The organism is Streptomyces sp. NPDC102402, assembly GCF_044765765.1.
Taxonomy (GTDB): Bacteria; Actinomycetota; Actinomycetes; order Streptomycetales; family Streptomycetaceae; genus Streptomyces.
Genome location: NZ_JBIWKR010000006.1, coordinates 327,224 through 352,737, shown reverse-complemented (window position 1 = coordinate 352,737; position 25,514 = coordinate 327,224). Strand labels below are relative to the sequence as shown.

Below are 25,514 nucleotides of genomic sequence, written 5' to 3'. Positions count from 1 at the left end.
AGCACCTCGGAAAGGAGGCCCAGGCATGCCCCCGGACACTCTCGGCCAGCACGGTCCGCCCGTCGACGCGGCGCCCCTCGGCGAGGAGGAGGCGGAGGATCTGCTCCGCGGCATATGTTTCAAGACGGGACCGCCCCGGACGGTGGGCGTGGAGCTGGAATGGCTCCTGCACGACCTTGAACGTCCCGAGGCCGCTGTCCCCCACGACCGCCTCCGCGCCGCGGCCGACGCCGTGCGCGCGACTCCGCTGGACGCCGCCCTGACCTTCGAACCCGGAGGTCAGCTGGAGCTCAGCTCCCAGCCCGCGGCTTCCCTCATGGAGTGCGTCGACACCACGGCCGCCGACCTGGCCTCGGTCCGCGACACGCTCGGCCGTGCCGGGCTGGTCCTGGCGGGCCTGGGCGTCGACCCGTGGCAGGCTCCGCGCCGACTGCTCCAGGAGCCGCGTTACGACGCCATGGAGGCGGCGCTCGACCGCTCGGGACCCGCCGGCCGGGCCATGATGTGCACGTCCGCCTCGGTGCAGGTGTGCCTGGACGCGGGTGAGGAGGAGCCGGGTCCGCTGGGCTACGCGCGGCGCTGGCAGCTCGGAGACCTGCTGGGCGCGGTGCTGGTGGCGGCGTTCGCCAATTCGCCGTTCCGCCAGGGACGGCGCACGGGCTGGCGGTCGAGCCGGCAGGCACTGTGGGCCGATCTCGATCCGGCCAGGTCGCTCGCGCCCCAGGCCCGTCTCGCACCCCGGGAGGCCTGGGCCGCCCATGTCCTCGCCACGCCGGTGATGTGCGTCCGGAACGGCGACGGCCCCTGGGCCGTCCCGGACGGTCTGACGTTCCGGGACTGGATCCGCGGAGGCGGACCGAGGCCGGCGGTGCGGGCCGATCTCGACTACCACCTGACCACGCTGTTCCCCCCGGTGCGCCCCCGCGGGCATCTGGAGCTGCGCATGATCGACGCACAGTCCGGCACCGACGGGTGGCTGGTGCCACTGGCGGTCACCACCGCGCTGTTCGACGACCCGGAGGCGGCGGAGACCGTGTACCGCACCGTGAAACCGCTGGCGGAGACCGCGGGCCCCGCGGCCGCACCGCGCAATCCGCTGTGGACCGCTGCCGCACGCGACGGGTTGAGCGATCCGGAACTGGCCGCGGCGGCGGCGGCCTGCTTCACCACGGCTCTCGAGGCGCTGCCGAGGATCGGGGCGAGCGACCACGTCCTCGGCACGGTCGCCGCCTTCCACGACCGCTATGTGGCCCGGGGCCGATGTCCGGCCGACGATCTTCTCGATCCGGCACGGCCGCCGCACGGAAAGGGCTTGTCCGATGACTGACACTCCGGCTCCGCACACGGTCGGGGAGACCGGCCCCGAGGCACTGCGTGAGCGTGCCCTGGCCGCGCTCCTCACCGCGCGCGAGCGCACCGCGCTGCTGACCGACAGCGTGGACGACCACGAGCTCACCGCGCAGCACTCCCCTTTGATGTCGCCCCTGGTCTGGGACCTTGCGCACATCGGCAACCAGGAGGAGCTGTGGCTGCTGCGGGCGGTCGGCGGGCGTGACGCGCTGCGCCCCGAGATCGACGGCCTGTACGACGCGTTCGAGCACTCCCGGGCCAGCCGCCCCTCGCTGCCCCTGCTGGAGCCGGCCGAGGCCCGGACGTACGCGGCCGCCGTACGCGGCCGGGCCCTGGACATCCTGGTCGGCGCTCCGCTCCACGACGGGGGACGGCGGCTGGAACGGGCGGGGTTCGCCTTCGGCATGGTCGCCCAGCACGAACAGCAGCACGACGAGACGATGCTGATCACCCATCAGCTGCGCTCCGGACCCGCGGTGCTCACCGCCCCGGAGCCTCCGGATCCCACCGGCCCGCTCACCCTTCCGGCCGAAGTCCTCGTCCCCGGCGGCCCCTTCACCATGGGCACCTCCACAGAGCCCTGGGCGCTGGACAACGAACGCCCGGCGCACCGGCGCGACGTGGACGCGTTCCACATCGACACCGCTCCGGTCACCTGCGGCGCGTACCAGCGCTTCATCGAGGACGGCGGCTACACCGACGAACGCTGGTGGGCGCCCGAGGGCTGGGCGATGGTCGGCGAACATCGCCTGACCGCACCCCTGTTCTGGCACCGGGACGCGGGGCAGTGGCTGCGGCGGCGTTTCGGGGTGACCGAACCCGTGGCGGCGGACGAACCGGTGCTGCACGTCAGCTGGTACGAGGCGGACGCGTACGCCCGCTGGGCGGGCCGGCGTCTGCCGACCGAGCCGGAGTGGGAGAAGGCCGCCCGTCACGACCCGGCCTCCGGGCGTTCACTGCGCTACCCCTGGGGCGATGAGGACCCGACACCCGAGCGGGCCAATCTGGGCCAGCGCCACCTGCGGCCCGCCGCCGCCGGTGCGTACGCCTCCGGCCGGTCCCCGGCGGGGGCGGGTCAGATGATCGGCGACGTGTGGGAGTGGACGTCGAGCGACTTCCTGCCCTATCCCGGCTTCGTCGCGTTCCCGTACCGCGAGTACTCGGAGGTGTTCTTCGGCCCCGGGCACAAGGTGCTGCGCGGGGGTTCGTTCGCCGTGGACGCGGTGGCGTGCCGCGGCACGTTCCGCAACTGGGACCTTCCCGTCCGGCGCCAGATCTTCTCCGGTTTCCGTACCGCGAGGGATGCCTGATGTGCCGTCATATCGCTTACATCGGACCGCTGGTGGCTCTCGGGGAGGTGCTCACCTCCCCCGCCCACAGTCTGGTGCGCCAGTCGTGGGAACCCCGGCGCCAGCGGAACGGCACGGTCAACGCCGACGGGTTCGGAGTGGGCTGGTACGCGGACGGGGACCCCGTCCCGGGCCGCTACCGCCGCAGCGGGCCCGTCTGGGGCGACGAGACGTTCGCCGACCTGGCCCGCGTGGTGCGCAGCACGGCGGTGCTCGCCGCCGTGCGTGACGCGACGTTCGCCGGGGCGGACGGCGAGGCGGCCGCGGCTCCCTTCGCCGAGGGCGCTCTGCTGTTCAGCCACAACGGTGCTGTGGCGGGGTGGCCCGGCTCCCTGACGCCGCTGGCCGGTTCGCTGCCGCCCGAGCGGATGCTCGCCCTCGCGGCGCGGAGCGATTCGGCCCTGATCTGGGCCCTGGTGCTCCAGCGGACGGCGCAGGGTGACGAGATAGCCCGGGCGGTCGCCGACACCGTGCTCGACGTCGCCGCCGCCGCTCCCGGTTCCCGCCTCAATCTTCTGCTGACCGACGGTTCGACGATCGTGGCGACCGCCTGGGGCGACTCCCTCTGGTACCTGCACGAACCGGGCCGCCGCACGGTGGTGGCCTCGGAGCCGTACGACGACGATCCGTTCTGGCGCGAGGTCCCGGACCGCACCCTGCTGGCCGCGACACGCACCGATGTCCTGCTCACCCCGCTCAAGGAGCCCACCGCGTGAGTCCCTTCCTGCTGACCCGCACCCTGCCTGCGGACGCGACGGACGCGGCGCTGCGCGCCGATGTGCTGGACGGTCTGACCCGGCACCCGAAGACGCTGCCGCCCAAGTGGTTCTACGACGCGCGCGGCAGCGACCTCTTCGAGGAGATCACCCGGCTGGCCGAGTACTACCCGACGCGTGCCGAGCGGGAGATCCTCGTCGCCCGTGCCGGTGAGATCGCCGAGGCGTCCGGGGCGAGGACCCTGATCGAGCTGGGGTCCGGTTCCTCGGAGAAGACCAGGCACCTGCTGGACGCGCTGCCGGACCTGCACACCTACGTGCCGGTCGACGTCAGTGAGAGCGCGCTCGCGGGCGCGGCCGAGGCGCTGCTGGCCGAACGTCCGGAGCTCGACGTGCACGCGCTCGTCGCCGATTTCACCCAGGACCTGGAACTGCCCGAGAGCCCCGGCCCGCGACTGGTCGTGTTCCTCGGCGGCACGCTCGGCAATCTGCTTCCGGAGGAGCGCGCGGAGTTCCTGCGCTCCGTCCGGGCGCGGCTCGCGCCCGGCGACGGGCTGCTGCTCGGCACGGACCTGGTCAAGGACGAGGCGACGCTCGTCGCGGCGTACGACGACGACGCGGGCGTGACCGCCGCGTTCAACAAGAACGTGCTGACGGTGGTGAACCGTGAGCTGGGTGCGGACTTCACGCCCGACGACTTCGGCCATGTGGCCCTCTGGGACCCGGACCGTGAGTGGATCGAGATGCGGCTGCGGGCGCGCCGGGCGCTGACGGTCAAGATCCGGGAGCTGGATCTCGTGGTGCAGTTCGAGGAGGGCGAGGAGTTGCGCACGGAGATCTCGGCGAAGTTCCGCGAGGAGAAGGTGCGCGACGAGCTGGCCGCCGCTGGCCTGCGGCTGGATCAGTGGTGGACGGACACGGCGGGCAGGTTCGCGTTGTCGTTGTCGACGGCGGACTGAGCCGCGCGCGCCAGCGCCCGCCGTCCGGGCTCGGCTCCGGCGGGGACCGGCGGCAGGATCCGTATCTCGGCGGTGAGCCCGGCGGCGGTCACCACGCGCCACAGAGAGGCGGCCAGCGGGTCGTCCCCGACGAACGCGGCGGCTCCCGCCGCGTTCGTCGTCCCGGCCGTCCGGTAGCTGATCCGGACGGGGCGCACCGCGGAGCCCGCGTCGATCGCCGCCTGGAAGGCGGCGTGCCGGAACCGGCCGCCACCGCTCCGGCCGCACCAGGTGCTCCCTTGCGGGAACACCGCCACGCGCGATCCGGCGGCCAGCGCCCCGGCGATGACCCTGACGGCGTGCGGCAGGGCCCGCAGCCTGTCCCGCTCGATGAACAGCGTGCCGCCGAACGCGGCGAGCGGCCCGAGCAGCGGCCAGTCCCGTATCTCGCTCTTGGCGACCATGCGGGCGGGCAGGACCGAGGCCACCAGCGGGATGTCCAGCCAGGAGACGTGGTTGGCGACCACCAGTTCACCCGCGGGGGGCCGGGCCTTCCCGTCGGCCTGCCCACCGGTGACCCGGACGCGTACGCCGAAGGCACGCACCACCGTGGACGCCCACCGGCGGATCAGCCGGTCGCGGTACGAGGTCCCCAGCAGCAGCACCGCGGGCACGCAGAGCACCCCGAGGAAGGTGAGGGCGCATCCGGCGAGCAGCAGGGCCGCCGCGGGCAGCGGGGAGCGTGTGGCGCCCTCGTGGCGCGCGCAGTCGCGCGGGGTGCAGGGGGCGACGGGCAGCCAGGCGCTCATCGCAGCGGGGCCAGGGAGAGGAAGTGGCGCAGGTATCGCGGGTCGGTGCGGCGCATCGAGAGCAGGACGTAGAGGTCGGCGACGTCGAAATCCGGGTCGTGGGCCGGGGCCCCGCAGACCCAGGCGCCGAGCCGCAGGTAGCCGCGCAGCAGCGGGGGGAGTCCGGCCCGGCCGGCGGTGCCGCCGGGGTGGCCCGTGGTGTCCCAGAGGCGGTGAGGCGTGACCCAGTACTCCTCCGGCGCCAGGTTGTGGGTCCGGACGGTCTCCCAGCTCCTGGCGGCCAGGGCCCCTCCGTCGGCGAGGGGTACGGAGCAGCAGCCGGCCAGCCAGGTGTGCCCGGTGCGCTCCATGTAGCGGGCGAGCCCCGCCCAGATCAGGGCGATGACGGCACCGTCCCGGTGGGCGGGATGGACGCAGGACCGCCCGACCTCGACGAGGTCGTCCCGGATCGGGTCGAGCCGGGTGAGGTCGAACTCGCCCTCCGCGTAGAGGCCGCCCGCGAGCCTGGCTCCTTCGGGCGGCAGCAGCCGGTAGGTGGCGACGACGTCCCCGGTGGCCACCTCTCGCACCAGGAGGTGGTCGCAGTGGGCGTCGAAGGCATCACTGTCCAGGCCGGGTTCGGCGCTGTCGAGCCGCGCGCCGAGCTCTCCGGCGAACACGAGGTGGCGCAGCCGCTGGGCCGCCCGTACGTCGTCCTGGCAGGTGGCCAGGGAGACCCGGTAGGCCGAAGGGGCGGCCGGGCGCGGCGCGGGTACACCGACGGGTGCGGGAGCGGGGGAGGTGAGGGGCAGCACGGTCATGGCAGTCTCCGGGGACGGATCAGCGGGGCGGCTGACGGACCGCCGCGCAGGTGCGACGGCCCGACTCCCTACTTCTTCCGTGACCGGCTGGATTCGACGTGACCGCCGTGGAGCGAGCGGATGTGCGACGGCTGAATCCCCCGGTTCGCGGGCGGACCGCGTCTCCCGGCTCCGCGGTCCGCCCTGAATCCGGCCGGCCCGCGTCGCCTCGCGCGGACCGCCCTCAGGAGAGTCAGCCGATGGCCAGCTTCGACGTGATGCGGTCGGACGCCTTCTTCGCCTCCTCCGCCGGATCGCCGCCTTCCAGCACCGCCGTCATGTACGGCTTGATCGGGTTGTCCGCCTCCACGGTGGGCCAGAACGGCGAGTTGGGGGTCGCTCGGCCCTCGGTGGCACCCACGGCCATCGCCGACGTCCCCTCCTGGCCTTCGACCACGCCCGCCAGGGCGGGTTTGTTGGGCACGTAGCTCATGGCCCGGGCGAGCTCGGTCTGCCACTTCTCCCCCGCGAGGGCCTTGACGACCTCGATGCCCTCGCCCCGCTGGTCGGCCCCCTCGGGGACGATCAGGTCGGACCCTCCGGTGAAGACGGACCCCGGCTTGTTCGCCGTCTTGCCGGGAATGGGGAAGTAGCCGAGCTTTCCCTTGAGTTCCGGATTCTGCTGCTCGATGAGCGCGGCGCTGCCGGGCACGGAGATGATCTGGGCGACCCCTCCCTCGGCGAATACGTCGGTCTCCGGGGGCGACTGCTCGTCGGCGTCCTTGGGGCCGCCGCCGAGTGCCTGCAGCGTCTTGTAGTAGTCCATGCCCCGCAGCGCGGCGGGTGAGTGGAGCGCGCCCTCCCAGTCGCCGCCTCCGTCGTCGGCCAGCTCGCCGCCCTCGTCCCAGATGAACCCGGAGAGCACGTACCAGTTCTGCCCGGCGAGGTAGATTCCCTGCCGGCCGTCGGCGTTCAGGCGCTCGGTGACGTCCACCCACTCCGCACGGGTCTTGGGGAGTTCGGTGATCCCCGCCTCCGCGAAGAGGTCCTTGTTGTAGATCACCACGCGGTTGGCCGCGTACCAGGGGATTCCGTACTGCCCTCCGTTGACCTTGCCCGGTTCGGCGAGCCCCGGCAGCCAGTCCTCCCCGCCCAGGTCACGCATCGACTCCAGGGTGAGATCGCGCAGCTCACCGCTCTCCGCGTACTGGGCGACCTGGGTGTTGCCGACCTCGATGACATCCGGTGCGTCGTCACCCTCGATCGCCTTCATGACCTTGGGGCCGATGCCGCCCCACTCCTGGATCGTGAACTCCAGTTCGACCGAAGGGTTCTCGGCCTCGTACGACTCCTTGAAGCGGTCCAGGAACCCCTGCGAGGCACTGCCCTTCATCAGCCACACCGTCACGGTGCTGGTGTCGGGACCCTCACCGGGGAGAAGACCACAGCCGCTCAGCGTGACGGAGGAAACGAGCGCGACGGCTCCGGCCAGTATGCGGATCTTCACGGGGGTCACCTTCTGCGAAACGGCACGACAACACGACAGACCCGGGTGGGGGGCTGCGGGCGGCGCTCGCACGGGCGTATGACCCGGAGTCTGGTATGGACCAATCCGCAGGTCAAGGCCCGGCCGGAGTGGATCACCGGCCTGGACGCCTCGCGCGAGGACGTCGAGTGAGGCACCGTGGAATCACGAAAGGAGACATTAGATGTCGAACCACACCTACCGGGTCACCGAGATCGTAGGAACCTCCGAGGAGGGCATCGACGCGGCGATCCGGAACGGCGTCGCAAGAGCCGCCGAAACGTTGCACAATCTCGACTGGTTCGAGATGACCCAGGTCCGCGGCCACATCGAGAACGGCCGCATCGCCCACTACCAGGTGGGGCTCAAGGTCGGCTTCCGGCTCGACGGCGACGCCTGACCCGTTGGCCTCGGCGCATGAGCCGGCACGTGGCACGGGCGGCGTCCGGAAAGAGCCGCGTCAGGTCCGCCCGTCGCGCTGCTGCGCGTGCCTCATCGACTGCGGGGTGACGGCCCACCGAGCGCGTACGACCGTGAATCCGGCTCGTTCGGCCGCGTCACACACCAGCTCGTCGTCGTCGACGAAGACGCGCACCTCGCGATCACGGCCCAGGCGTTCCAGCTCCTCCAGTTTGGTGCGGCTAGCCGGGCGGCGATCACCGTCGCGCCTCATGTGGACATCACCCCGCGGCAGCCCCTGCCGCGTCAGCCAGTCCACGGTGTCCCTGCGGCACCGCTCCGGGCGGCCGGTCAGGTACACGATCTCGCACTCCTCCGCGCTCGCCAGAACCAGGCGTACCCCCTCCTCCAGTGGGGGGTCGTGGGGTGCCGCCGAGAAGAAACGCGCCCAGTCGCGCCGCCGGCCCTGGAGGAAGTGCTGCCGGTGACCGCTGTCGGCGATCGTTCCGTCAAGATCGAATACGGCCAGCGGCCGAGGGTACTCGCTCAACGCACTCCCATCCTGGAGATCACGCAGAGAGGATAGACGGATGACCGACGGCCTCGAAGGACGCCGAGCCCTGGCGATCGTGACCAATTACGGCGTCGAACAGGACGAACTCGTGCTGCCCGTGCGGCAGATGCGCGCGGACGGCGCCACGGTGGACATCGCGGCGGTCTCGACGGACCCCGTCCGGACGCTCGTGGGTGACAAGGACCCGGGCGAGACCGTACGGCCCTCGCTGACCCTGGCCGACGTGGATCCGGCCGGCTACGACCTGCTGCTCGTGCCCGGCGGAACCCTCAACGCCGACAAGCTGCGCCAGCAGGAGGCCACCACCCGGATCGTCCGCTCGTTCACCACGACCGGCCGGCCGGTGGCGGCCATCTGCCACGGCCCCTGGGCTCTCGTCGAGTCGGACGTCGTGAGGGACAAGACCCTCACCTCCTACCCCTCGCTCCGGACGGACATCCGGAACGCGGGCGGCAGCTGGGTGGACACGTCCGTCGTCAGGGACGACGGCGGCGGGTGGACCCTGATCACCTCTCGCACGCCCGACGACCTGGACGACTTCATCGGCGAGATCCGCAGGGAGCTCTCGGCGACTGCCTAGCGTCCGAGAGCCTCACGCCGTTGTTCCCCGCTCGTGATCAATACACACAGGAGCGGCCCAGGCCCGGACGTGGCACCAGCCGGTCGCCGAGAGCGACGGTTCGAGATGCAGGCGGGCCGGGGCACTGTTTCGCTGAGAGGGTCCGCTCCCCACAGATCCAGGAGTGATCATGAGCGTTGCAGGTGAGTCAGGCGGCCGGGTCAGACAGCTGCGGGCCAAGGCGCAGGAACTCAACGAGGCCGCGGAGCGCGCCACCGATCCGGAGCAGCGGCAGCGACTCCAGGACAAGGCCCGCCGGCTGCGAGAGCAGAGCGAGCAGGAGAGCTCCATGACCGACCGCGGCATGGACCCGATGGTGTAGGACCGGCCCCCGCGCTGCCGGTGGTTCTCACCCGTGCGGGAGGATCACCGGCAGAGCCCGCCCACCCCCACCCCGTCCCCATGGGAGAAGCACCGCCGATGTCCACCCCCCACGATCCGTACGTCCGGGTGCGCGGCGCGCGCGAGCACAATCTCCGCGATGTGGACGTCGACATCCCGCGCGACGCCCTCGCGGTCTTCACCGGCGTCTCGGGCTCGGGGAAGTCCTCCCTGGCCTTCGGGACGATCTACGCTGAGGCCCAGCGCCGCTACTTCGAGTCGGTCGCGCCGTACGCCCGCCGGCTGATCCATCAGGTCGGGGCGCCCGATGTCGGGGAGATCACCGGACTGCCGCCGGCCGTGTCCCTGGAACAGCGCCGGTCGGCGCCCGGGTCCCGCTCCTCGGTGGGGACGGTGACGACACTGTCCAACTCCCTGCGGATGCTCTTCTCCCGCGCCGGTGACTACCCGCCGGGCGCGGGGCGGCTCGACTCCGACTCCTTCTCGCCGAACACCGCGGCCGGGGCGTGCCCCGAGTGCCACGGGCTGGGGCTGATCCACCGCACCACCGAGGAACTGCTCGTACCCGACGCGTCGTTGTCGATCCGGGAGGGGGCGATCGCGGCCTGGCCCGGGGCCTGGCAGGGAAAGAACCTCCGAGATGTGCTGGACGCCCTCGGGTACGACGTCGAGAGGCCGTGGCGGGAGTTGAAGGCGCAGGACCGTGAATGGATCCTGTTCACCGACGAACAGCCGGTGGTGACGGTCCATCCGGTGCGCGACGCGGGGCGCATCCAGCGTCCCTACCAGGGTACGTACATGAGCGCGCGCCGCTATGTGATGCACACCTTCGCCGACACCAGGAGCCGGTCACTGCGGGCGAAGGCGGAACGCTTCCTGACGAGCGCGCCGTGTCCGGTGTGCGGGGGCGGCCGGCTGCGGGCGGAGGCGATGGCGGTCACTTTCGCGGGCCGCACGATCGCGGAGCTCGTCGCGCTTCCCCTGAGTGCGCTCACCCAGGTGCTGCTGGAGTCCGGCGGGGGGAGCGACACCGCACGCGTGCTGACGGCCGATCTGCTGGCCAGGATCGAGCCGGTCACCGAGCTCGGCCTCGGCTATCTCAGCCTCGACCGTACGGCGCCGTCCCTGTCCTCGGGCGAGCTGCAGCGGCTGAGGCTCGCCACACAGCTGAGGTCGGGGCTGTTCGGCGTCGTCTACGTGCTGGACGAGCCGTCGGCGGGCCTCCACCCCGCCGACACGGAGTCGCTGCTCGGCGTGCTCGGCAGGCTCAAGGAGGCGGGGAACTCGGTGTTCGTGGTGGAGCACCAGATGGATGTGGTGCGGCGGGCGGACTGGCTGGTGGATGTCGGACCGCTGGCGGGCGAGCACGGGGGCCGGGTGCTGCACAGCGGCCCTCCGGCGGACCTCGCCGGCGTGGCCGGATCCGCGACCCGTCGGTTCCTCTTCGACGAGGATCCGGCACCGGCGCGGGAGCCCCGTGTGCCCTCCGGCTGGATCACGCTGTACGGGGTCGACCTGCACAACGTGCGCGGAGTCGACGCCTCGTTCCCGCTCGGCGTGCTGACGGCCGTGACCGGTGTGTCGGGGTCGGGCAAGTCGACCCTCGTCGGCCAGGTGCTGGCGGGTGTACTCGCCGACCGCCGGCCGGCCGAGTCCGCCGAGGCCCCCGCCGGACCGGTGGTGCGGGGGTGCGGGTCGGCGGAGGGCCTTGAGGCGGTGGACCGGCTCGTGCAGGTCGACCAGAAACCCATCGGCCGTACACCACGGTCCAACCTGGCCACGTACACGGGGCTGTTCGACGTGGTGCGCAAGCTCTTCGCGGAGACGGAGACGGCGCGGGCCAGGGAGTACCGCGCCGGCCGGTTCTCGTTCAACGTGGCGGGCGGGCGGTGCGAGACCTGTCAGGGCGAGGGGTTCGTATCGGTCGAGCTGCTGTTCCTGCCCAGCACGTACGCACCCTGCCCGGACTGCCACGGCGCGCGCTACAACCCGCGGACCCTCGAAGTCACCCTGCGCGGCCTCACGATCGCCGGGGTGCTGGACCTGACGGTGGAGGCGGCCGCCGGATTCCTCGCCGGGACCCCGGCGGCCGAGCGCAGCCTGCGGGCGCTCCTCGACGTAGGGCTCGGCTATCTGCGCCTGGGGCAGCCGGCGACCGAGCTGTCGGGCGGTGAGGCGCAGCGGATCAAGCTCGCCACGGAGCTCCAGCGCGCCCGGCGGGGGCACACCATGTATCTGCTGGACGAGCCGACGACCGGGCTGCACCCCGCCGATGTGGAGGTGCTGATGCGGCAGTTGCACGGCCTGGTGGACGCGGGGAACACGGTGGTGGTCGTGGAGCACGACATGGCGGTGGTGGCCGGTGCGGACCGGGTGATCGACCTGGGGCCGGGGGGCGGGGACCGGGGCGGCCGGATCGTCGCCACCGGCACTCCGCGGGAGGTCGCCCGCGCGGCGGGGAGCCGTACGGCCGCGTACCTGGCGAAGGCGTTGCGGACGGGCTGACTCCCCGCCGACGGAGGCGCGTGGTCAGCGGCGGGGGGTCAGCGGCGCACCTTGCGGGTGGCGCGCAGCCACTCCTTGTTCATCGCGGTGATCGAGGGCAGCGGGATGCCCTTGGGACAGGCCGTCGCGCATTCGCCGGTGAGGGTGCAGCCGCCGAACCCCTCGTCGTCCATGGTGGCGACCATGTCGAGCACCCGGGTCTCCCGCTCGGGCGCGCCCTGCGGGAGCACGTTGAGGTGGTTGATCTTGGCCGAGGTGAAGAGCATCGCCGAGCCGTTCGGACAGGCGGCCACGCAGGCACCGCAGCCGATGCACTCGGCGTGCTCGAAGGCGGAGTCGGCGTCGGGCTTGGGCACGGGTGTGGCGTGCGCGTCGGGTGCCGTGCCGGTGGGCGCCGAGATGTATCCGCCGGACTGGATGATCCGGTCGAAGGAGGAGCGGTCGACGACCAGGTCCTTCACCACCGGGAAGGCCGAGGCGCGCCACGGCTCGATGTCGATCGTGTCGCCGTCGCTGAAGGACCGCATGTGCAGCTGACAGGTGGTGGTCCGCTCCGGGCCGTGGGCGTCGCCGTTGATGACGAGGCTGCACGCGCCGCAGATGCCTTCGCGGCAGTCGTGGTCGAAGGCCACGGGCTCGTCCCCGCCGAGGGTGAGTTCCTCGTTGAGGGTGTCGAGCATCTCCAGGAACGACATGTCCGGCGAGATGCCGTCGACTTCGTAGGTGGCCATGGCGCCGGGCGCCTCGGCGTTCTGCTGGCGCCAGACGCGCAGGGTGAGCTTCATGCGTAGCTCCGCTGAGTGGGGTGGACGTACTCGAAGACGAGGTCTTCCTTGTGCAGGACGGGAGCGTCGCCGGTGCCGCCGAACTCCCAGGCGGCGGCGTAGGAGAACTCGTCGTCCCGGCGGGCGGCCTCGCCGTCCGGGGTCTGCGACTCCTCGCGGAAGTGGCCGCCGCAGGATTCGGCGCGGTGCAGGGCGTCGAGGCACATGAGCTCGGCGAGCTCCAGGTAGTCGACGACGCGGTTGGCCTTCTCCAGCGACTGGTTGAACTGTTCGCCGGTGCCTGGCACCTTGACGCGGCGCCAGAACTCCTCGCGGATCCGCGGGATCCGGTCCAGGGCCTCGCGGAGCCCTTCCTCGGTGCGGGCCATCCCGCAGAACTCCCACATGAGTTCGCCGATCTCACGGTGGAAGGAGTCGGGGGTGCGGTCACCGTCGACCGCGAGGAGCAGGTTGAGCCGGTCCTCGGTGTCGGCGACCGCCTCCGTGACCGCCGGGTGGCCGGCGTCGACCGCCTCGGTGTGCGGGTTGCGGGCGAGGTAGTCGTTGATGGTGGACGGCAGGACGAAGTAGCCGTCGGCGAGGCCCTGCATCAGCGCGGAGGCACCGAGTCGGTTGGCCCCGTGGTCGGAGAAGTTGGCCTCACCGATGGCGAAGAGGCCGGGGATCGTGGTCTGGAGGTCGTAGTCGACCCAGAGGCCGCCCATCGTGTAGTGCACGGCGGGGTAGATGCGCATCGGCGTCTCGTACGGGTCCTCCGCGGTGATGCGGGCGTACATGTCGAAGAGGTTGCCGTACTTCTCCTCGACCTTCTTCCTGCCCATGCGCGCGATGGCCTCGGCGAAGTCGAGGTAGACGCCCTGGCCGCCGGGGCCGACGCCCCGGCCCTCGTCGCAGACGTTCTTCGCGGCGCGGGAGGCGATGTCACGGGGCACGAGGTTGCCGAAGGCCGGGTAGACGCGCTCCAGGTAGTAGTCCCGCTCGTCCTCCGGGATCTGCCGGGCGGGGCGGTCGTCGCCCTTGGCCTTCGGGACCCAGATGCGCCCGTCGTTGCGCAGGGACTCACTCATCAGCGTCAGCTTGGACTGGTGGTCACCGGTGCGCGGGATGCAGGTCGGGTGGATCTGGGTGAAGCACGGGTTCGCGAACCAGGCGCCGCGGCGGTGGGCCCGCCAGATCGCGGTGGCGTTGGAGTTCATGGCGTTCGTCGACAGGTAGAAGACGTTGCCGTAGCCGCCGCTGGCCAGGACGACCGCGTCGGCGAAGTACGTGTCGATCTTCCCGGTGACGAGGTCACGGGCCACGATGCCGCGGGCCTTGCCGTCGACGACGATCAGGTCGAGCATCTCCGTGCGGGAGTGCAGTTCGACGTTGCCCGCGGCGATCTGACGGGAGAGCGCCTGGTAGGCGCCGAGGAGGAGCTGCTGTCCCGTCTGGCCGCGTGCGTAGAAGGTGCGGGAGACCTGGACACCGCCGAAGGAGCGGTTGTCGAGGAGGCCGCCGTACTCGCGGGCGAAGGGGACGCCCTGGGCGACGCACTGGTCGATGATCTCCACGGAGATCTGCGCCAGGCGGTGGACGTTGGACTCGCGGGCCCTGAAGTCGCCGCCCTTGACGGTGTCGTAGAAGAGGCGGTGGACCGAGTCGCCGTCGTTGCGGTAGTTCTTGGCCGCGTTGATCCCGCCCTGGGCTGCGACTGAGTGCGCGCGCCGCGGCGAGTCCTGGAAGCAGAACTGGACGACGTGATAGCCCTGTTCGGCCAGTGTCGCACCGGCCGAGCCTCCGGCGAGTCCGGTGCCCACGACGATGACGGTGTGCTTGCGGCGGTTGGCCGGGTTGACGAGCTTCGCCTCGAAGCGGCGGGTGTCCCAGCGGTCGGCGACGGGACCCCCGGGAGCCTTGGCGTCGACGACGGGTTCGCCGGTGCGGTAGTTCATGTAGTCGCTCATGTCAGCTCACCACTCCGGTCATCACGGCGACGGGCACGGAGACGAAGCCGGCCGTCAGTACCACTGCGAAAGCTGTGGCGAGGGTCTTCAGAACGCGGTTCCGGGTCGCGCTGCCCACACCGAGGGTCTGCGCCGCACTCCAGAAACCGTGCTGGACGTGCAGGCCCAGGGCCAGCACGGCGACGATGTAGATGACGTTGCCGTACCAGGTCGAGAAGGTGTCGAGCACGTTCTGGTAGGGGTGCCCCGTCTGGAATCCGCCGGTGTGCACGGTGCCGGTCGTCAGGTCCAGGATGTGCCAGACGATGAACAGGGCGAGGATGACGCCGCCGTAACGCATGGTGCGCGTGGCATAGCTGGAGCGCGCCTTCTTGTGGACGTACGCCGTGGGGCGCGCCCGGAGGTCACGGCGGCTCAGCTGGTACGCCGACACGCCGTGCAGGACGACGGCGGCGACGAGCACCACACGGATGATCCACAGCGCCCACTCGTAGTGCAGGAAGGGCTCGCCGAGGGTCCGGAGCCAGTGCGCGTAGTGGTTGAACTCGTCTGACCCGAAGAAGATCTTCAGGTTGCCCAGCATGTGGACCGCCAGGTAACCGAGCATGACCAGGCCGCTCACAGCCATGATCGTCTTCTTGCCGACGGATGAGTCCCAGAGCGTACGCGTCATGGACGGCCGTCGGTCCGCCCGCGTTGCCAATGCCATGGACACGACGCTAGAGGCGGAGGGCACCATTAGTCCAAGTCATGAAACGACTCATATCCATAGGCAGCACCTATGAAGTCCGCTATCGTCGGCTCCATGCACTTCCAGCAGCTCGCCTACTTCGTCGCCGTGGCCGAGACCAGGCACTTCACCCGGGCCGCCGAGGACGTGCACGTGTCGCAGCCCTCGCTGTCCCAGCAGATCAAGGCCCTGGAGAGCGAGCTGGGCGCCGAGCTGTTCAGCCGGGCGCGCGGCAACATCGCGCTGACCGACGCGGGCGAGGCGCTGCTGCCGCTGGCGCGCAGGATCCTGGCGGACGCGGACACCGCACGGCACGAGGTGCAGGAGCTGGTACAGCTGCGCCGCGGGCGCGTCCGGCTGGGAGCCACTCCGAGTGTCTGCACGGGGCTGCTGCCCGATGTGCTGCGCGCCTTCCACTCCGCCCACCCGGGGATCCAGCTCCTCATCGAGGAGGGTGGCTCCCACGACCTCGTACGGCAGCTCGCCCGGGGCGCTCTGGACCTCGCCCTGCTCGTCCTGCCGCTGCCGGCGGGCTCCCCCGCGCTCACCACCGTGGAGCTTCTGCACGAGGACCTGGTCGTGGTGTCGTCGGCGTCCCGGCCCGCCCCGGGCCGGAAGGGCTCCGTGCACATCGCCGATCTGGAGAACGAGCCGCTGGTGATGTTCCGCCATGGATACGACCTGCGGGAGCTGACCGTCGCCGCGTGCCGGGCCGAGGGCTTCGAGCCCTCGTTCACGGTGGAGGGCGGTGAGATGGACGCCGTCCTCGGCTTCGTGCGCGCGGGGCTCGGGATCGCCGTCGTTCCCCGCATGGTCGCCGTACGGGCGGGCCAGGATCTGCGGACGACGCCGCTGGCCCCGCCGGGGCTGCGGCGGACCATCGGGCTCGCGCACCGCAGCGACGTCGAGCCTCCGCGCGCGGCACGCGAACTGCAGCGGATGCTCCTGGGTGCCGGCCCGCCCGCGGTGCCCCCGGCCGCCGGCCGGGCGGCACCTGCCGGCGGCTGAGGACCACGGCCGCGGCCGTCAGACCGCGTCGGCCAGCAGCAGCGAGTGGATCCGGTCCGGGGCACCGGGCCGTGCGTAGTACCAGCCCTGGGCCGTGTCGCAGCCGAGCTGCCGCAGCTGCTCGGCCTGGGCGCCGGTCTCCACCCCCTCCACCGTTACCGCGAGGTCCAGGCTGTGGGCGAGCGAGACGATGCCCTCGACGATCTTCAGATCGACCGGGTCCGCGGGATGGTGCTGCATGCCCTGGGTGAAGGACCGGTCCAGCTTGAGCACGCTCACCGGCAGCCGGCGCAGGTTCGCCAGATTCGAGTAGCCGGTGCCGAAGTCGTCGAGTGCGATGTCGACACCCATCTCCGCCAGTTGCCGGAGCGGCTTGAGCAGGTCGTCGTCGGCGCCGATCAGCGCCGACTCCGTGACCTCCAGGCAGAGGGCGCCCGGCTCGAGACCGGAGCGCTCCAGCACGTCGACGGTCTCGGCGACCAGGCTGGGGTGGTGCAGCTGGGTCGGCGAGAGGTTGACGTTGATCCGCAGGGGGCCGCCGTCGGTGTGACGTTCCTGCCAGAAGTTCGCCTGGCGCACCGACTCCTCCAGCACCCAGCGTCCCAGCGGCACGATCAGCCCGGTGTGCTCGGCGAGCGGGATGAAGCGGTCCGGGCCGAGCACACCGTGCTGCGGATGGCACCAGCGCACGAGCGCCTCGGCCCCGTGGACGCTGCCGTCGCCGAGGTGCACGAGCGGCTGGTACTCGATGAAGAACTCGCCGCGGTCCAGCGCCGTCGGCAGCGCCGTGGTCAGTCCGTGACGGGTGATGGCACGGGCGTCGGCCTCGGCGTCGGCCAGCGCGAAGCGGTTCCCGCCCGCCGCCTTGGCGCGGTACATCGTGATGTCGGCGCTGCGCAGCACCTCGGCGGCGCTGCGTTCACCCGAGGGACCCTCGACGATGCCGATGGAACCGCGGACCGTCAGCTCCCGGCCGTCGAGACGGACGGGCGTGGCGAGTGCCGAGAGGATGCGCCCGGCCAGTTCGTGGACCTCGTCCTGGGTGTGCGGTCCGGTCGTGAGGGCCACGAACTCGTCGCCGCCGAGCCGCGCGACCATCTCGCCCGGGGCCGTCGCACAGCTCTGCAGCCGGTCCGCGACCTCGACCAGGAGCCGGTCCCCCGCCGCGTGCCCCAGGCTGTCGTTGATCGCCTTGAAGCCGTCCAGGTCGAGGTAGCAGAGGCCGAAGCGCATGCCCTCCCTGGGCGCGAGGGCCTTCTCCAGGCGCTCGAAGAACAGCGTCCGGTTGGGCAGTCCTGTGAGGGCGTCGTGCGTTGCCTCGTAGCGCAGCCGAAGATTGAGCAGCCGCCGCTCCGTGGTGTCCTCCATGAGGGCCAGCTGGTACTCCGGCCGCCCTTCCGGGTCCCGCAGCAGCGACACCGTGAGGTTGGTCCACAGCACGGTGCCGTCGTTGCGGTAGTACGGCTTCTCCACGCTGTAGTGCTCGCGCTCGCCCCGCACCAGCTCGTCGTAGTACTTCCACACGTGCGGTGAGTCCTCGGGGTGCACCCACTCGTTCACCTTGTGGCTGCGGACGTGGTTCTCCAGGCCGCCGAACATCCGGGTGAGGGTGTCGTTGATCTCCAGGATGTTCCCTTCGAGATCGGCGATGCCGATCCCGATGGCGGCGTCCTTGAACACGGCGCGGAAACGCGCCTCGGTGGCGTGCAGCGCCTGCTCGGCGTGCGAGCGGGCGGTGAGTGCCGAGCGGGCGATCGCCTCCTGCTCGGCGAGGGTCCGCTCACGGAGCGCCTGGGTGAACCCGCCGGCGAGCGCGTGCTGTATCCGCGCGCAGCGGGCCCGGCTGTCCTCGGTCGACAGGTCCACCGGCCCGTTGCCGCCGCAGTAGAGGACCAGGTAGGAGTCGACGACGCCGAGCGTGGAGCTCAGGGCGTCGGGATCCGTGCAGTGCGCGGCGACCAGCGCGGATCCGACCCGGTGCGCCGGCGTCGCGTCGAAGACCCGTGTGTGCAGGATGTCGTTGAGCTCCCGGGCGAGCGGCAGCAGGTGCTCCTCGAACTCCGGGCGGGTCATGGAGGTGGCCGTGGAGGGGAAGATCGCCCGGCTCCAGATGGTGGCGAATCTCCGGAGCCGGCCCTCGGGGCCGTCGGGTTCCGCGTCCGGCACGCCGGACGGCTGGGCGGGAGTGCTCACGCCTTGCGCCCCACCCCGGCGAAGCCCGAGAAGGCGAACGGGTCCTCCTGGGCGAGTGCTTCGGGGGACTCGGGGCGCCACTCGGGCATGGAGACCAGCCCGGGGTCGACCATGTCGTACCCCTCGAAGAAGCGGCTGATCTCCGCGCGGGAACGCATGATCAGCGGATTGCGGATGGTGCGGTAGACGCCGACCGTCCCGCCGGCCTCCTCCTGGGTGAGCGGGATCCCCTCGTACGCGGCGTGGGTCAGGACCAGCAGACTGCCGGGTGCCAGAGCGTCGCGCAGTTCGGCGACGGCCGCGTACGGATCGTCGGCGTCCTCGATGAAGTGGAGCACCGCCACCAGGAGCAGCGCCACGGGCTTGTCCAGGTCGAGGAGCGCCTTGACCTCCGGGTGGTCCAGGACCTCCTGTGGCTTGCGCAGGTCCGCGGCGGCGATGACGGCCCGTTCGTTGCCCTCGAGCACGGCCTGGCTGTGTGCGACCGCGACCGAGTCGTGGTCGACGTAGGCGATCCGGGCCTCCGGGTCGGCCGCCTGGGCGACCTCGTGGACATTTCCGAAGGTCGGTATGCCGGAGCCTATGTCCAGGAACTGATTGACGCCCGAGGCCGTGGCGTACTGCACGGCCCGCCGCATAAAGGCCCGATTCGCCTGCATGACCTTGGGCAGGCCCGGCATGAACTCCATGGCCTTGCGGGCCGCTTCCCTGTCCACCTCGAAATTGTGCGAACCGCCCAGATAGAAGTCGTACATGCGAGACACGCTCGGCACCGAGATGTCAATGCCCTGCGGTGCCCAGGCGGGACGCTCCATCGATGTCTCCAACAAGTCGCCACGGCGATCCGGCCATGTTCATGGTCAGTGTTGACCAGAGGCTACTGATCGGCCGCCAAGAGAGCGAGTGGAAACGGAAATTAGAGATCCGTTATTGGTCACACACCGCAGGCACGTGCGGCCGGTCCGTCGCTGCCTGTGCGTGTTCGGCGACGGACCGGCACCGGAGGGCTCTCGTGGACCCTACTTCGGGGCGCCGACCAGCTTCGCGTCGGGCGAGACCGCGTACCATGTGCCCCCGACGCCTTGGCCGTTGGTGTCCCCCGGCTTCTTGTCACCGGAGAAGGTGTAGACGGGCCAGCAGTCGATCGACTGCTGCTGGATGCCGTCCGGACGGTCGAAGGTGACGAATCCCTTCGTGGTGACTCCGTCGACGTCGTTCTTCTCCACCGGGCTGACGACCGGCCACTTCTTCAGGCAGTCCCCGGTGCAGGCGGACTTCATCGGCCATGCCGAGTCCTTCTTGAAGCGGTAAACCGTCATGCCCCGCTTGTCGACGACGACGTCTCCCAGTTCCGGGTCCTTCCTGACCGAAAGTCCGGCGAGGTCGGCCTCGCCGCCGCCGGCCGGCGCGTCGGCGTTCAACGCCGCTTTCCTTCCGTCCGGGGCGGCGGCGAACCACGTCCCTCCGACACCCTGGCCGTTGGCGTCACCGGGACCGGTGTCCTGGGCGTAGCGGTACATCGGCCAGCCGCCTACGGTCAGTTGCTTGGTTCCGTCGGACCGGGTGACCTCGCCGATCAGTGCGGCGTCGGTACCCGCCGCGGCCGTGGCGCTCTCCGCGGGCACGACGGGCCACGTCTTCGCACAGTCGCCCTCGCAATTCGACGCGGGTGGTTCGGCGGTGTCCTTGTCGAATCGGTAGAGAGTGAATCCCGCGCTGTCGGTCAGCACCTTGCCCAGTTCCTTGCTGTCCCACACCGCGAGTTGTCCGGCCTGTTTCGGTGCCGCACCTGCGTCCGCACCCGATCCGTATCCACCGTCGGAGCCGTAGCCGCTGTCCGCCGGCTGCTGTGCGGGGGCCGCGTTTCCCACGGCCTGGCCGTTGGGGGACGCGCTGCCCTTCTCCTGACCGCACGCCGTCGTCAGCGCCAACAGGGCCACCGCCGTCATCGCGAGCGAGGCGTTCCGCCAGGTTTCCATGTCGACTCCTGTTGTCCTCTGCCGTCCGGGACGCGAGTCCGCGCCTTTCGTGGCCCTAGGTACGGTCCGCCGGTGGCCTGTTGTTCAAAGGCCGGGGAAAAAAGTTTCGCCGGGCGCAAACGCGAATCGCCGAATGTCCCCACCATCAGGCGAATCCCCTCCGCTCTCCGCGTGTCCGGCGGCTGGGAGGAACATGCTCCCCGGCGTGTACGGATCACGCATATGGCGGCTGACGGCCGCCACCCTTCTCCTGCTGCTCGCCGTCCCGTTGCCGGCGGCCGGTGACGACTGCGCGGTCGCCTCCATCGGGCAGGGGGACGGCGGCTCCTCCATCGCGGTGGCGGGAGAGGGGCGGTGCACAGCGGTCATCGCCGAGCCCGAGCCGGAACCCGCGCCTCCTCCGCCCCCACCGCCCCCACCGCCACCTCCTCCCCCGCCACCTCCGCCTCCCCCGCCGCCCCCACCACCCCCACCTCCGCCTCCGCCGCCTCCTCCCGCCCCGGCACCGCCCCAACCGGAACCAGAACCGGAACCCGCACCGACGCGGACCACGGCGCGCCCTACCCCACCCGCTGCCGCACCTGTCGTCCTTCCCACCTACCGGAAGCCGCCCCGCAAGACGCCCCGGACCGGACCGTCACTGGTCTCGCTCACCCTTCTGATCACCGCACCCGCCGTGTTCGCCGTGGCGGTTCTGCGCCCCCGCTCCTCCCGCTGACCGAAGAAGGGAACCCATGTCGGAATGGCTTGTTCTGACCATTGCCATGGCGTCGGCCTGTGCCGTCGTCCTGACCACCGCTGTCCTCAGCAACCGCCGTATCGCCGAGGACGACGATCCGTCCGAGACACCCGACGTCATCGAGTACATGACGATGATGATCGGCGTGGTGTACGCGATCGTGCTCGGTCTGGCCATCGCGGGCGTCTGGGAGGGCCGTAGCGCCGCCCAGGAGTCGGTACGCCTGGAGGCCCAGGCGCTGCACGAGGTGAGCGCCCGGTCGGCCGTGTACCCGGCCGAGGTCCGCGACCGCATCCGCGCCGACGTCGACGCGTACGTGACGCATGTCGTCGGCGACGAGTGGAGGTCGATGACGGATCACGGGAGCCTCACCGAGGAGGGCACCGTACTGCTCGACCGGGTCAGGGCCGACGTCACGGAGTACAAGCCACGCAACGACCACGAGGGCCAGGCCTACCAGCCTCTGGTGGACCAGGTGGCCGCCGTCGACGACGCGCGCGGGGCCCGGGGGCAGAACGCGGGCGCGACCATGCCCGGCGTGGTCTGGTTCGGCCTGATCACCGGCGCCGTGGTCACGGTCGGGCTGATCTTCACGCTCCAGATCCGCAGAACGTTCCGCGAACTGCTGCTGGCGGGTCTCTTCAGCGTCCTGATCGCGTTCCTCCTCTTCCTGATCTGGGACTTCGACGCGCCGTTCGGCCGGGGCATCTCGGCGACCACGGCACCCTTCGTCGATCTGTTCCCGCACGCCGCGGGCGGATAGCCGCCCGCGGCGCACCGCCTTGTCCCCCCGGCCGGTCCGCCGGCCGGGGGACAAGGCTGCCCCATTCGCCTGACCCCGATAGCGGGTGGTATGCGGCACTTCTACCGTTTCGACATCGAGGTGCATCTCTCCTGTCTGGCGGAAATCCGTTCCGCGGGTGCCCCTCGGGACCCGGAGGATTCACCATGCGCGCGATACGTGTCGCACCCGTCGCCCTGTTGGGCGCCGCCGCCTGCTTTCTGACAGCGCCGGCCGCATCGGCCGATGTACTGACGGGCGGTACGTCCACCTCGTTCACGCCGACCATCACCCCGTCGACGGTCGCGCCGGGGGGGCAGGTGACTCTCGGAGCCATGGGGTGCACCACCGAGGCGACCGCGTTCTCGGGCGTGTTCGACACGACCACCATTCCGAGCGGGAGGTCGGCCACCACCACGGTCGACTCGGACGCCAGGCGGGGCGCGGTCTACGAGGTGACCTTCCGCTGCGGCACAACGACGCGGTCGGCGAACCTGACCATCTCGAGCGGTGCCACCAGTTCCCCCACGACCACGCCCACCACCGCCCCCACGACCAGCTCCACCGCCTCACCCAGCGGCGTGCTGGGCGGTCTCGGCGGCAGCGTCGACACCATGGACCCCGCAGAGATCGCGGCCGGCTCCGCGCTGGTGGCGGTCGCTTCGGCCGGCGCCTTCTACGTCCTGCGCAAGCGTCGCACCGGCCGTCAGCACTGACGGTTCACCACCGCGTACGGACACACGACAGTCGCCCCGGGTCCTGGTCCAGGACTCGGGGCGACGGGCGTATCGGGCCGGGCGGGAGGTTCGAGCCGTCAGATCGCCGCATTGCTCATCCGGCGACGACGGACGACGAAGACGGCGCCGCCGACGGCTGCCGCCGCGACGAGACCGCCGCCGACCTGCATCTCGACGGAGCTGGGGCCCATCGAGCCGCCGAGGCCGCCCTGCGCACCCCGCGAGGGGAGGACCGTGAAGCGGGCCGTCGCGACCGGGTCGCCGTTGCCACCGTTGCCACCCTGGCCGCCGTTGCCGCCCTGGCCACCGTCGCCACCCTGGCCACCGTCGCCACCCTGGCCGCCATTGCCGCCCTGGCCGCCCTGGCCACCGTTGCCCTGGCCTCGGTCACCTCCGTTGCCACCCTGGTCGCCGTTGCCACCCTGGCCGCGGTCACCTCCGTTGCCGCCGCCGAAGTTGTTGTCGCTGTCGTTGCACTTCACGGACAGGGTGTACCGACCGGGCGTCGCGTTGTCCCGGATACGCGCGGTGGCGTAGCCGACCCGGCCGGGCGAGAGGTTCACCGTCGGAAAGGCGTTGGACCACACCCTGCCGCCGGAACGGCCGCACCCCTCCGCACTGACCTGCATCGTGGCGCCCTGGAAGACCGAGGACGGGTTGACGGTGACGTTGGTCGGAAAGTTGCTCGGGTTGCTCCCCGGGCCGCCTCCTGCGGCGGCCAGCGGGGCAGCGAGCCCGACGGCCGCGAAGGCGGTCGCGGTCACCGCGAGAGCGCGTGAAGCACGCATCTTCGAACCTCCAGCGGGAAGCGCCCCGGAGTCATGTCCTCCGGGATCAGTCGACGAATGCGCGTCCCATGACGAACCATCACCAGATACCGCGGATGTCGCACTTCGGCACTGCTCCACCCCGGTGAGCCGACACGCCGTGGGCAAGCTGCTGGTTCTGACGGAGCGGCAGGTCACGGGCCGTCAGAATTTTTATCCGGTCATTACTCCGAAGAGAAGAGGCTGCTGACGGTGCCCGGGCGGCCGCCACCCGTTCGCTCCTCCCTGATCGCCGCAGCACCGGCACGCGCCTAGCGTGGCGATGTCGCGACGGAGGGAGAACCATGGGCCGGGACCAGTGGGGCACCGAGCGGAGCAGACGCACGCCTTGGGGCGCGATCGCCCTGGTGATGCTCACCGGGCTCGCACTCATGCGCAACGGCGTGGAGACGTCCCCGGGTCCGCCGCAGCCGGCTGCGGCGGCTTCCGTGGCGGGCGCCCGGGACCTGCCGGTGTCCGCGCCGGTCGAGGGCGAGCCCGTGCAGCCGCTCGCGTACGCCCCCGCGGAGCGCATCCAGATTCCCTCGATCCATGTCGACGCACCCGTGGTCGACGTGAACCTGGATCCCGCCGGATGGATCGAGGCACCGCCGGCCCAGGACCCGAACCTCGCCGGCTGGTACCAGAACGGCATCGCCCCGGGGCAGCGCGGCACCGCCGTGATGGTCGGTCACGTCGACAACCTCGCGGGCCCGGCGGTCTTCTACGGACTCGGCTCCCTCAGCAAGGGCAGGCAGATCGAGGTGTCGCGCTACGACAACCGTGTCGCGGTGTTCGAGATCTACGGGGTCGAGGTCTTCTCCAAGCACGACTTCCCCGGCGCCCGGGTGTACGGCGACACCGGGTACGCCGAACTCCGGGTCATCACCTGCGGCGGTGGCTACTCGAAGGAGAACGGCTACGACGGGAACGTGGTGGTCTTCGCCCGGCTGGTCGAGACGCGATAGCCGGGACGCCGGCGTCGCACCGTCAGCCGCGGTGCGGGACGGTCGGGCGGTAGCCCTTCTCCAGGAGTGCGGGCAGATAGCGCCGCAGGGCGGCCACGCTCTGGGACCGGTTGCCGCCCGCGTCGTGCGACAGAACCACGACGCCTGGGGCGGCGCCCTTCTCGACCCGGCGGACGATGGTGTCGGTGCCCGGTGTGGTCCAGTCCAGGGTGTCGACCGTCCAGGCCATCGGTTCCATGCCCATCGCGGCGCCGATCTCGAAGGAGTTGCGGTTCCACGCGCCGTACGGCGCCCGGTACCAGAGCGGCGGGGCACCCAGCGTCTTCTCGATCACCTCGCTGGTGCTCCCGAGTTCGTCGCGGATCTCGCCGCGGGAGAGTTTCGGGATCAAGGGATGTGACCAGGAGTGGTTGCCGACCACGTGCCCGTCGTCAGCCATCTCCCGGAGCAGGTCACGGTTGTCGGCGGCCATCTCGCCGCAGACGAAGAACATCGCACGGACTCCGTACCTGCGCAGCGTGGCCAGGATGTGCGGGGTGTAGCGGGGGTCCGGGCCGTCGTCGAACGTGAGCACCATGGCGTCGCTGCCCAGCTCCGGCAGTTCCTCGAACGGCCGGGTCCGCACGGGCGGCGGGGCGGGCCGGAAGCGGGACGGAGCGGTCGACGTCATGGGCCGCAGCCGATAGGCGCCGGGGCCGGCCTGGGCCCGCGACGGGGGGCCGGCCGCCGGGGCCGGCGGCTCCCCGCCGGGACGGACGGGTGTGCCGGCAGGATCCGCTGCGATCACGTGCACCGCGGCGGTGGCCCCCAGCGCGAGGGCCAGGCGCAGCAGGGTGCGGCGTTCCGCCGGAATCTGATCATGCTTCATGACCAACTGCTCGCACGGAGTCGCCTCCCCACCTGCCGCCGACACCGGGGATGATCCGATTTACACCCG

24 protein-coding genes are annotated in these 25,514 nt (G+C 71.2%); 12 read left to right on the top strand and 12 right to left on the bottom strand.

The genetic code is table 11. The features are described from left to right. Positions 1-25: 25 nt before the first annotated feature. Genes egtA through egtD form a run of 4 tightly spaced genes read left to right on the top strand, consistent with a single transcriptional unit; the run spans position 26 to position 4,374 of the window. On the top strand, positions 26-1,327 hold the full coding sequence (egtA, locus tag ACIRJR_RS20775; protein ID WP_403782700.1) for an ergothioneine biosynthesis glutamate--cysteine ligase EgtA: 1,302 nt from the start codon (positions 26-28) through the stop codon (positions 1,325-1,327). Continuing rightward, positions 1,320-2,660 (top strand): ergothioneine biosynthesis protein EgtB, encoded by a 1,341-nt coding sequence (gene egtB / locus ACIRJR_RS20770; protein ID WP_403782697.1) that lies wholly within the window; start codon positions 1,320-1,322, stop codon positions 2,658-2,660. Before egtA ends, egtB begins: the two co-directional genes overlap by 8 nt. After that, positions 2,660-3,415, top strand: coding sequence for an ergothioneine biosynthesis protein EgtC (egtC, locus tag ACIRJR_RS20765; RefSeq protein WP_403782694.1), 756 nt, complete (start codon positions 2,660-2,662; stop codon positions 3,413-3,415). Before egtB ends, egtC begins: the two co-directional genes overlap by 1 nt. Next, a complete protein-coding gene (gene egtD, locus ACIRJR_RS20760; RefSeq protein ID WP_403782691.1) occupies positions 3,412-4,374 on the top strand; it encodes an L-histidine N(alpha)-methyltransferase in 963 nt (320 codons plus the stop codon). Before egtC ends, egtD begins: the two co-directional genes overlap by 4 nt. Here egtD and ACIRJR_RS20755 read toward each other — a convergent pair. From ACIRJR_RS20755 to ACIRJR_RS20745, 3 genes are all read right to left on the bottom strand, one after another. Further along, positions 4,317-5,162 (bottom strand): lysophospholipid acyltransferase family protein, encoded by an 846-nt coding sequence (locus ACIRJR_RS20755; RefSeq protein ID WP_403782688.1) that lies wholly within the window; start codon positions 5,160-5,162, stop codon positions 4,317-4,319. The genes egtD and ACIRJR_RS20755 overlap by 58 nt on opposite strands. Then, positions 5,159-5,962 (bottom strand): GNAT family N-acetyltransferase, encoded by an 804-nt coding sequence (locus tag ACIRJR_RS20750; protein ID WP_403782685.1) that lies wholly within the window; start codon positions 5,960-5,962, stop codon positions 5,159-5,161. The genes ACIRJR_RS20755 and ACIRJR_RS20750 overlap by 4 nt, the downstream gene beginning before the upstream one ends. A 232-nt stretch (positions 5,963-6,194) precedes the next feature. Next, positions 6,195-7,448, bottom strand: a complete 1,254-nt coding sequence (locus ACIRJR_RS20745) for an extracellular solute-binding protein (RefSeq protein ID WP_403782682.1) — start codon at positions 7,446-7,448, stop codon at positions 6,195-6,197. Positions 7,449-7,650: 202 nt separating this feature from the next. Between ACIRJR_RS20745 and ACIRJR_RS20740 the strand changes: the two genes are divergently transcribed. Further along, complete coding sequence (locus ACIRJR_RS20740) at positions 7,651-7,866, top strand: dodecin (RefSeq protein ID WP_403782679.1); 216 nt, start codon at positions 7,651-7,653, stop codon at positions 7,864-7,866. A gap of 60 nt (positions 7,867-7,926) precedes the next feature. Here ACIRJR_RS20740 and ACIRJR_RS20735 read toward each other — a convergent pair whose 3' ends face one another. Then, positions 7,927-8,415, bottom strand: coding sequence for a hypothetical protein (locus ACIRJR_RS20735; protein ID WP_403782676.1), 489 nt, complete (start codon positions 8,413-8,415; stop codon positions 7,927-7,929). A 40-nt stretch (positions 8,416-8,455) separates the two neighbouring features. Between ACIRJR_RS20735 and ACIRJR_RS20730 the strand changes: the two genes are divergently transcribed. The 3 genes from ACIRJR_RS20730 (at position 8,456) to ACIRJR_RS20720 (ending at position 11,905) form a co-directional block, all read left to right on the top strand. Continuing rightward, positions 8,456-9,019, top strand: coding sequence for a type 1 glutamine amidotransferase domain-containing protein (locus ACIRJR_RS20730; RefSeq protein ID WP_403782673.1), 564 nt, complete (start codon positions 8,456-8,458; stop codon positions 9,017-9,019). 169 nt (positions 9,020-9,188) lie between these two features. Further along, on the top strand, positions 9,189-9,380 hold the full coding sequence (locus ACIRJR_RS20725; protein ID WP_358974755.1) for a DUF6381 family protein: 192 nt from the start codon (positions 9,189-9,191) through the stop codon (positions 9,378-9,380). 98 nt (positions 9,381-9,478) lie between these two features. Then, positions 9,479-11,905 (top strand): ABC transporter, encoded by a 2,427-nt coding sequence (locus ACIRJR_RS20720; protein WP_403782669.1) that lies wholly within the window; start codon positions 9,479-9,481, stop codon positions 11,903-11,905. Positions 11,906-11,943: 38 nt separating this feature from the next. On the opposite strand, the gene ACIRJR_RS20715 is transcribed toward ACIRJR_RS20720, so the two are convergent. Genes ACIRJR_RS20715 through ACIRJR_RS20705 form a run of 3 tightly spaced genes read right to left on the bottom strand, consistent with a single transcriptional unit; the run spans position 11,944 to position 15,345 of the window. Then, positions 11,944-12,690: a succinate dehydrogenase/fumarate reductase iron-sulfur subunit gene (locus ACIRJR_RS20715; RefSeq protein ID WP_403782666.1), complete on the bottom strand. Its 747-nt coding sequence runs from the start codon at positions 12,688-12,690 to the stop codon at positions 11,944-11,946. Further along, positions 12,687-14,636 (bottom strand): fumarate reductase/succinate dehydrogenase flavoprotein subunit, encoded by a 1,950-nt coding sequence (locus tag ACIRJR_RS20710; protein ID WP_403782663.1) that lies wholly within the window; start codon positions 14,634-14,636, stop codon positions 12,687-12,689. The genes ACIRJR_RS20715 and ACIRJR_RS20710 overlap by 4 nt, the downstream gene beginning before the upstream one ends. A gap of 1 nt (position 14,637) precedes the next feature. Continuing rightward, on the bottom strand, positions 14,638-15,345 hold the full coding sequence (locus ACIRJR_RS20705) for a succinate dehydrogenase (RefSeq protein WP_403782660.1): 708 nt from the start codon (positions 15,343-15,345) through the stop codon (positions 14,638-14,640). 96 nt (positions 15,346-15,441) lie between these two features. On the opposite strand from ACIRJR_RS20705, the gene ACIRJR_RS20700 reads away from it, so the two are divergent. After that, complete coding sequence (locus ACIRJR_RS20700; protein ID WP_403782873.1) at positions 15,442-16,374, top strand: LysR family transcriptional regulator; 933 nt, start codon at positions 15,442-15,444, stop codon at positions 16,372-16,374. An 18-nt stretch (positions 16,375-16,392) separates the two neighbouring features. On the opposite strand, the gene ACIRJR_RS20695 is transcribed toward ACIRJR_RS20700, so the two are convergent. The 3 genes from ACIRJR_RS20695 to ACIRJR_RS20685 all read right to left on the bottom strand — a co-directional run bounded on the left by ACIRJR_RS20695 (position 16,393) and on the right by ACIRJR_RS20685 (position 20,546). Then, positions 16,393-18,567: a putative bifunctional diguanylate cyclase/phosphodiesterase gene (locus tag ACIRJR_RS20695; protein ID WP_403782657.1), complete on the bottom strand. Its 2,175-nt coding sequence runs from the start codon at positions 18,565-18,567 to the stop codon at positions 16,393-16,395. Beyond that, positions 18,564-19,382, bottom strand: a complete 819-nt coding sequence (locus tag ACIRJR_RS20690; protein ID WP_403782654.1) for an SAM-dependent methyltransferase — start codon at positions 19,380-19,382, stop codon at positions 18,564-18,566. The genes ACIRJR_RS20695 and ACIRJR_RS20690 overlap by 4 nt, the downstream gene beginning before the upstream one ends. Before the next feature lie 204 nt (positions 19,383-19,586). Then, on the bottom strand, positions 19,587-20,546 hold the full coding sequence (locus ACIRJR_RS20685) for an SCO0930 family lipoprotein (RefSeq protein WP_403782651.1): 960 nt from the start codon (positions 20,544-20,546) through the stop codon (positions 19,587-19,589). Between the two features lie 734 nt (positions 20,547-21,280). On the opposite strand from ACIRJR_RS20685, the gene ACIRJR_RS20680 reads away from it, so the two are divergent. Together ACIRJR_RS20680 and ACIRJR_RS20675 are read left to right on the top strand one after the other, a co-directional pair. After that, a complete protein-coding gene (locus ACIRJR_RS20680) occupies positions 21,281-22,048 on the top strand; it encodes a hypothetical protein (RefSeq protein ID WP_403782648.1) in 768 nt (255 codons plus the stop codon). Between the two features lie 185 nt (positions 22,049-22,233). After that, the gene (locus tag ACIRJR_RS20675) at positions 22,234-22,782 is read left to right on the top strand and encodes a hypothetical protein (protein WP_403782645.1); all 549 of its coding nucleotides are present in this window, start codon (positions 22,234-22,236) and stop codon (positions 22,780-22,782) included. A gap of 98 nt (positions 22,783-22,880) precedes the next feature. On the opposite strand, the gene ACIRJR_RS20670 is transcribed toward ACIRJR_RS20675, so the two are convergent. Further along, the gene (locus ACIRJR_RS20670; protein ID WP_403782642.1) at positions 22,881-23,591 is read right to left on the bottom strand and encodes a hypothetical protein; all 711 of its coding nucleotides are present in this window, start codon (positions 23,589-23,591) and stop codon (positions 22,881-22,883) included. 323 nt (positions 23,592-23,914) lie between these two features. Between ACIRJR_RS20670 and ACIRJR_RS20665 the strand changes: the two genes are divergently transcribed. Then, positions 23,915-24,577, top strand: coding sequence for a class F sortase (locus ACIRJR_RS20665; protein ID WP_403782639.1), 663 nt, complete (start codon positions 23,915-23,917; stop codon positions 24,575-24,577). A gap of 22 nt (positions 24,578-24,599) precedes the next feature. Here the strand turns inward: ACIRJR_RS20665 and ACIRJR_RS20660 are convergent, their stop codons facing one another. Continuing rightward, positions 24,600-25,445, bottom strand: a complete 846-nt coding sequence (locus tag ACIRJR_RS20660) for a polysaccharide deacetylase family protein (RefSeq protein ID WP_403782636.1) — start codon at positions 25,443-25,445, stop codon at positions 24,600-24,602. Positions 25,446-25,514: the final 69 nt, after the last annotated feature.

Coding starts and splice junctions, on each gene's coding strand:
- ACIRJR_RS20690 (WP_403782654.1), bottom strand. CDS start 19,382: ATGGAGCGTCCCGCCTGGGCACCGCAGGGCATTGACATCTCGGTGCCG.
- ACIRJR_RS20750 (WP_403782685.1), bottom strand. CDS start 5,962: ATGACCGTGCTGCCCCTCACCTCCCCCGCTCCCGCACCCGTCGGTGTA.
- ACIRJR_RS20710 (WP_403782663.1), bottom strand. CDS start 14,636: ATGAGCGACTACATGAACTACCGCACCGGCGAACCCGTCGTCGACGCC.
- ACIRJR_RS20740 (WP_403782679.1), top strand. CDS start 7,651: ATGTCGAACCACACCTACCGGGTCACCGAGATCGTAGGAACCTCCGAG.
- ACIRJR_RS20675 (WP_403782645.1), top strand. CDS start 22,234: ATGCGCGCGATACGTGTCGCACCCGTCGCCCTGTTGGGCGCCGCCGCC.
- ACIRJR_RS20670 (WP_403782642.1), bottom strand. CDS start 23,591: ATGCGTGCTTCACGCGCTCTCGCGGTGACCGCGACCGCCTTCGCGGCC.
- ACIRJR_RS20660 (WP_403782636.1), bottom strand. CDS start 25,445: ATGAAGCATGATCAGATTCCGGCGGAACGCCGCACCCTGCTGCGCCTG.
- ACIRJR_RS20705 (WP_403782660.1), bottom strand. CDS start 15,345: ATGGCATTGGCAACGCGGGCGGACCGACGGCCGTCCATGACGCGTACG.
- ACIRJR_RS20720 (WP_403782669.1), top strand. CDS start 9,479: ATGTCCACCCCCCACGATCCGTACGTCCGGGTGCGCGGCGCGCGCGAG.
- ACIRJR_RS20680 (WP_403782648.1), top strand. CDS start 21,281: ATGTCGGAATGGCTTGTTCTGACCATTGCCATGGCGTCGGCCTGTGCC.
- ACIRJR_RS20755 (WP_403782688.1), bottom strand. CDS start 5,162: ATGAGCGCCTGGCTGCCCGTCGCCCCCTGCACCCCGCGCGACTGCGCG.
- ACIRJR_RS20730 (WP_403782673.1), top strand. CDS start 8,456: ATGACCGACGGCCTCGAAGGACGCCGAGCCCTGGCGATCGTGACCAAT.
- egtC (WP_403782694.1), top strand. CDS start 2,660: ATGTGCCGTCATATCGCTTACATCGGACCGCTGGTGGCTCTCGGGGAG.
- ACIRJR_RS20725 (WP_358974755.1), top strand. CDS start 9,189: ATGAGCGTTGCAGGTGAGTCAGGCGGCCGGGTCAGACAGCTGCGGGCC.
- ACIRJR_RS20715 (WP_403782666.1), bottom strand. CDS start 12,690: ATGAAGCTCACCCTGCGCGTCTGGCGCCAGCAGAACGCCGAGGCGCCC.
- egtB (WP_403782697.1), top strand. CDS start 1,320: ATGACTGACACTCCGGCTCCGCACACGGTCGGGGAGACCGGCCCCGAG.
- ACIRJR_RS20685 (WP_403782651.1), bottom strand. CDS start 20,546: ATGGAAACCTGGCGGAACGCCTCGCTCGCGATGACGGCGGTGGCCCTG.
- egtA (WP_403782700.1), top strand. CDS start 26: ATGCCCCCGGACACTCTCGGCCAGCACGGTCCGCCCGTCGACGCGGCG.
- ACIRJR_RS20665 (WP_403782639.1), top strand. CDS start 23,915: ATGGGCCGGGACCAGTGGGGCACCGAGCGGAGCAGACGCACGCCTTGG.
- ACIRJR_RS20700 (WP_403782873.1), top strand. CDS start 15,442: ATGCACTTCCAGCAGCTCGCCTACTTCGTCGCCGTGGCCGAGACCAGG.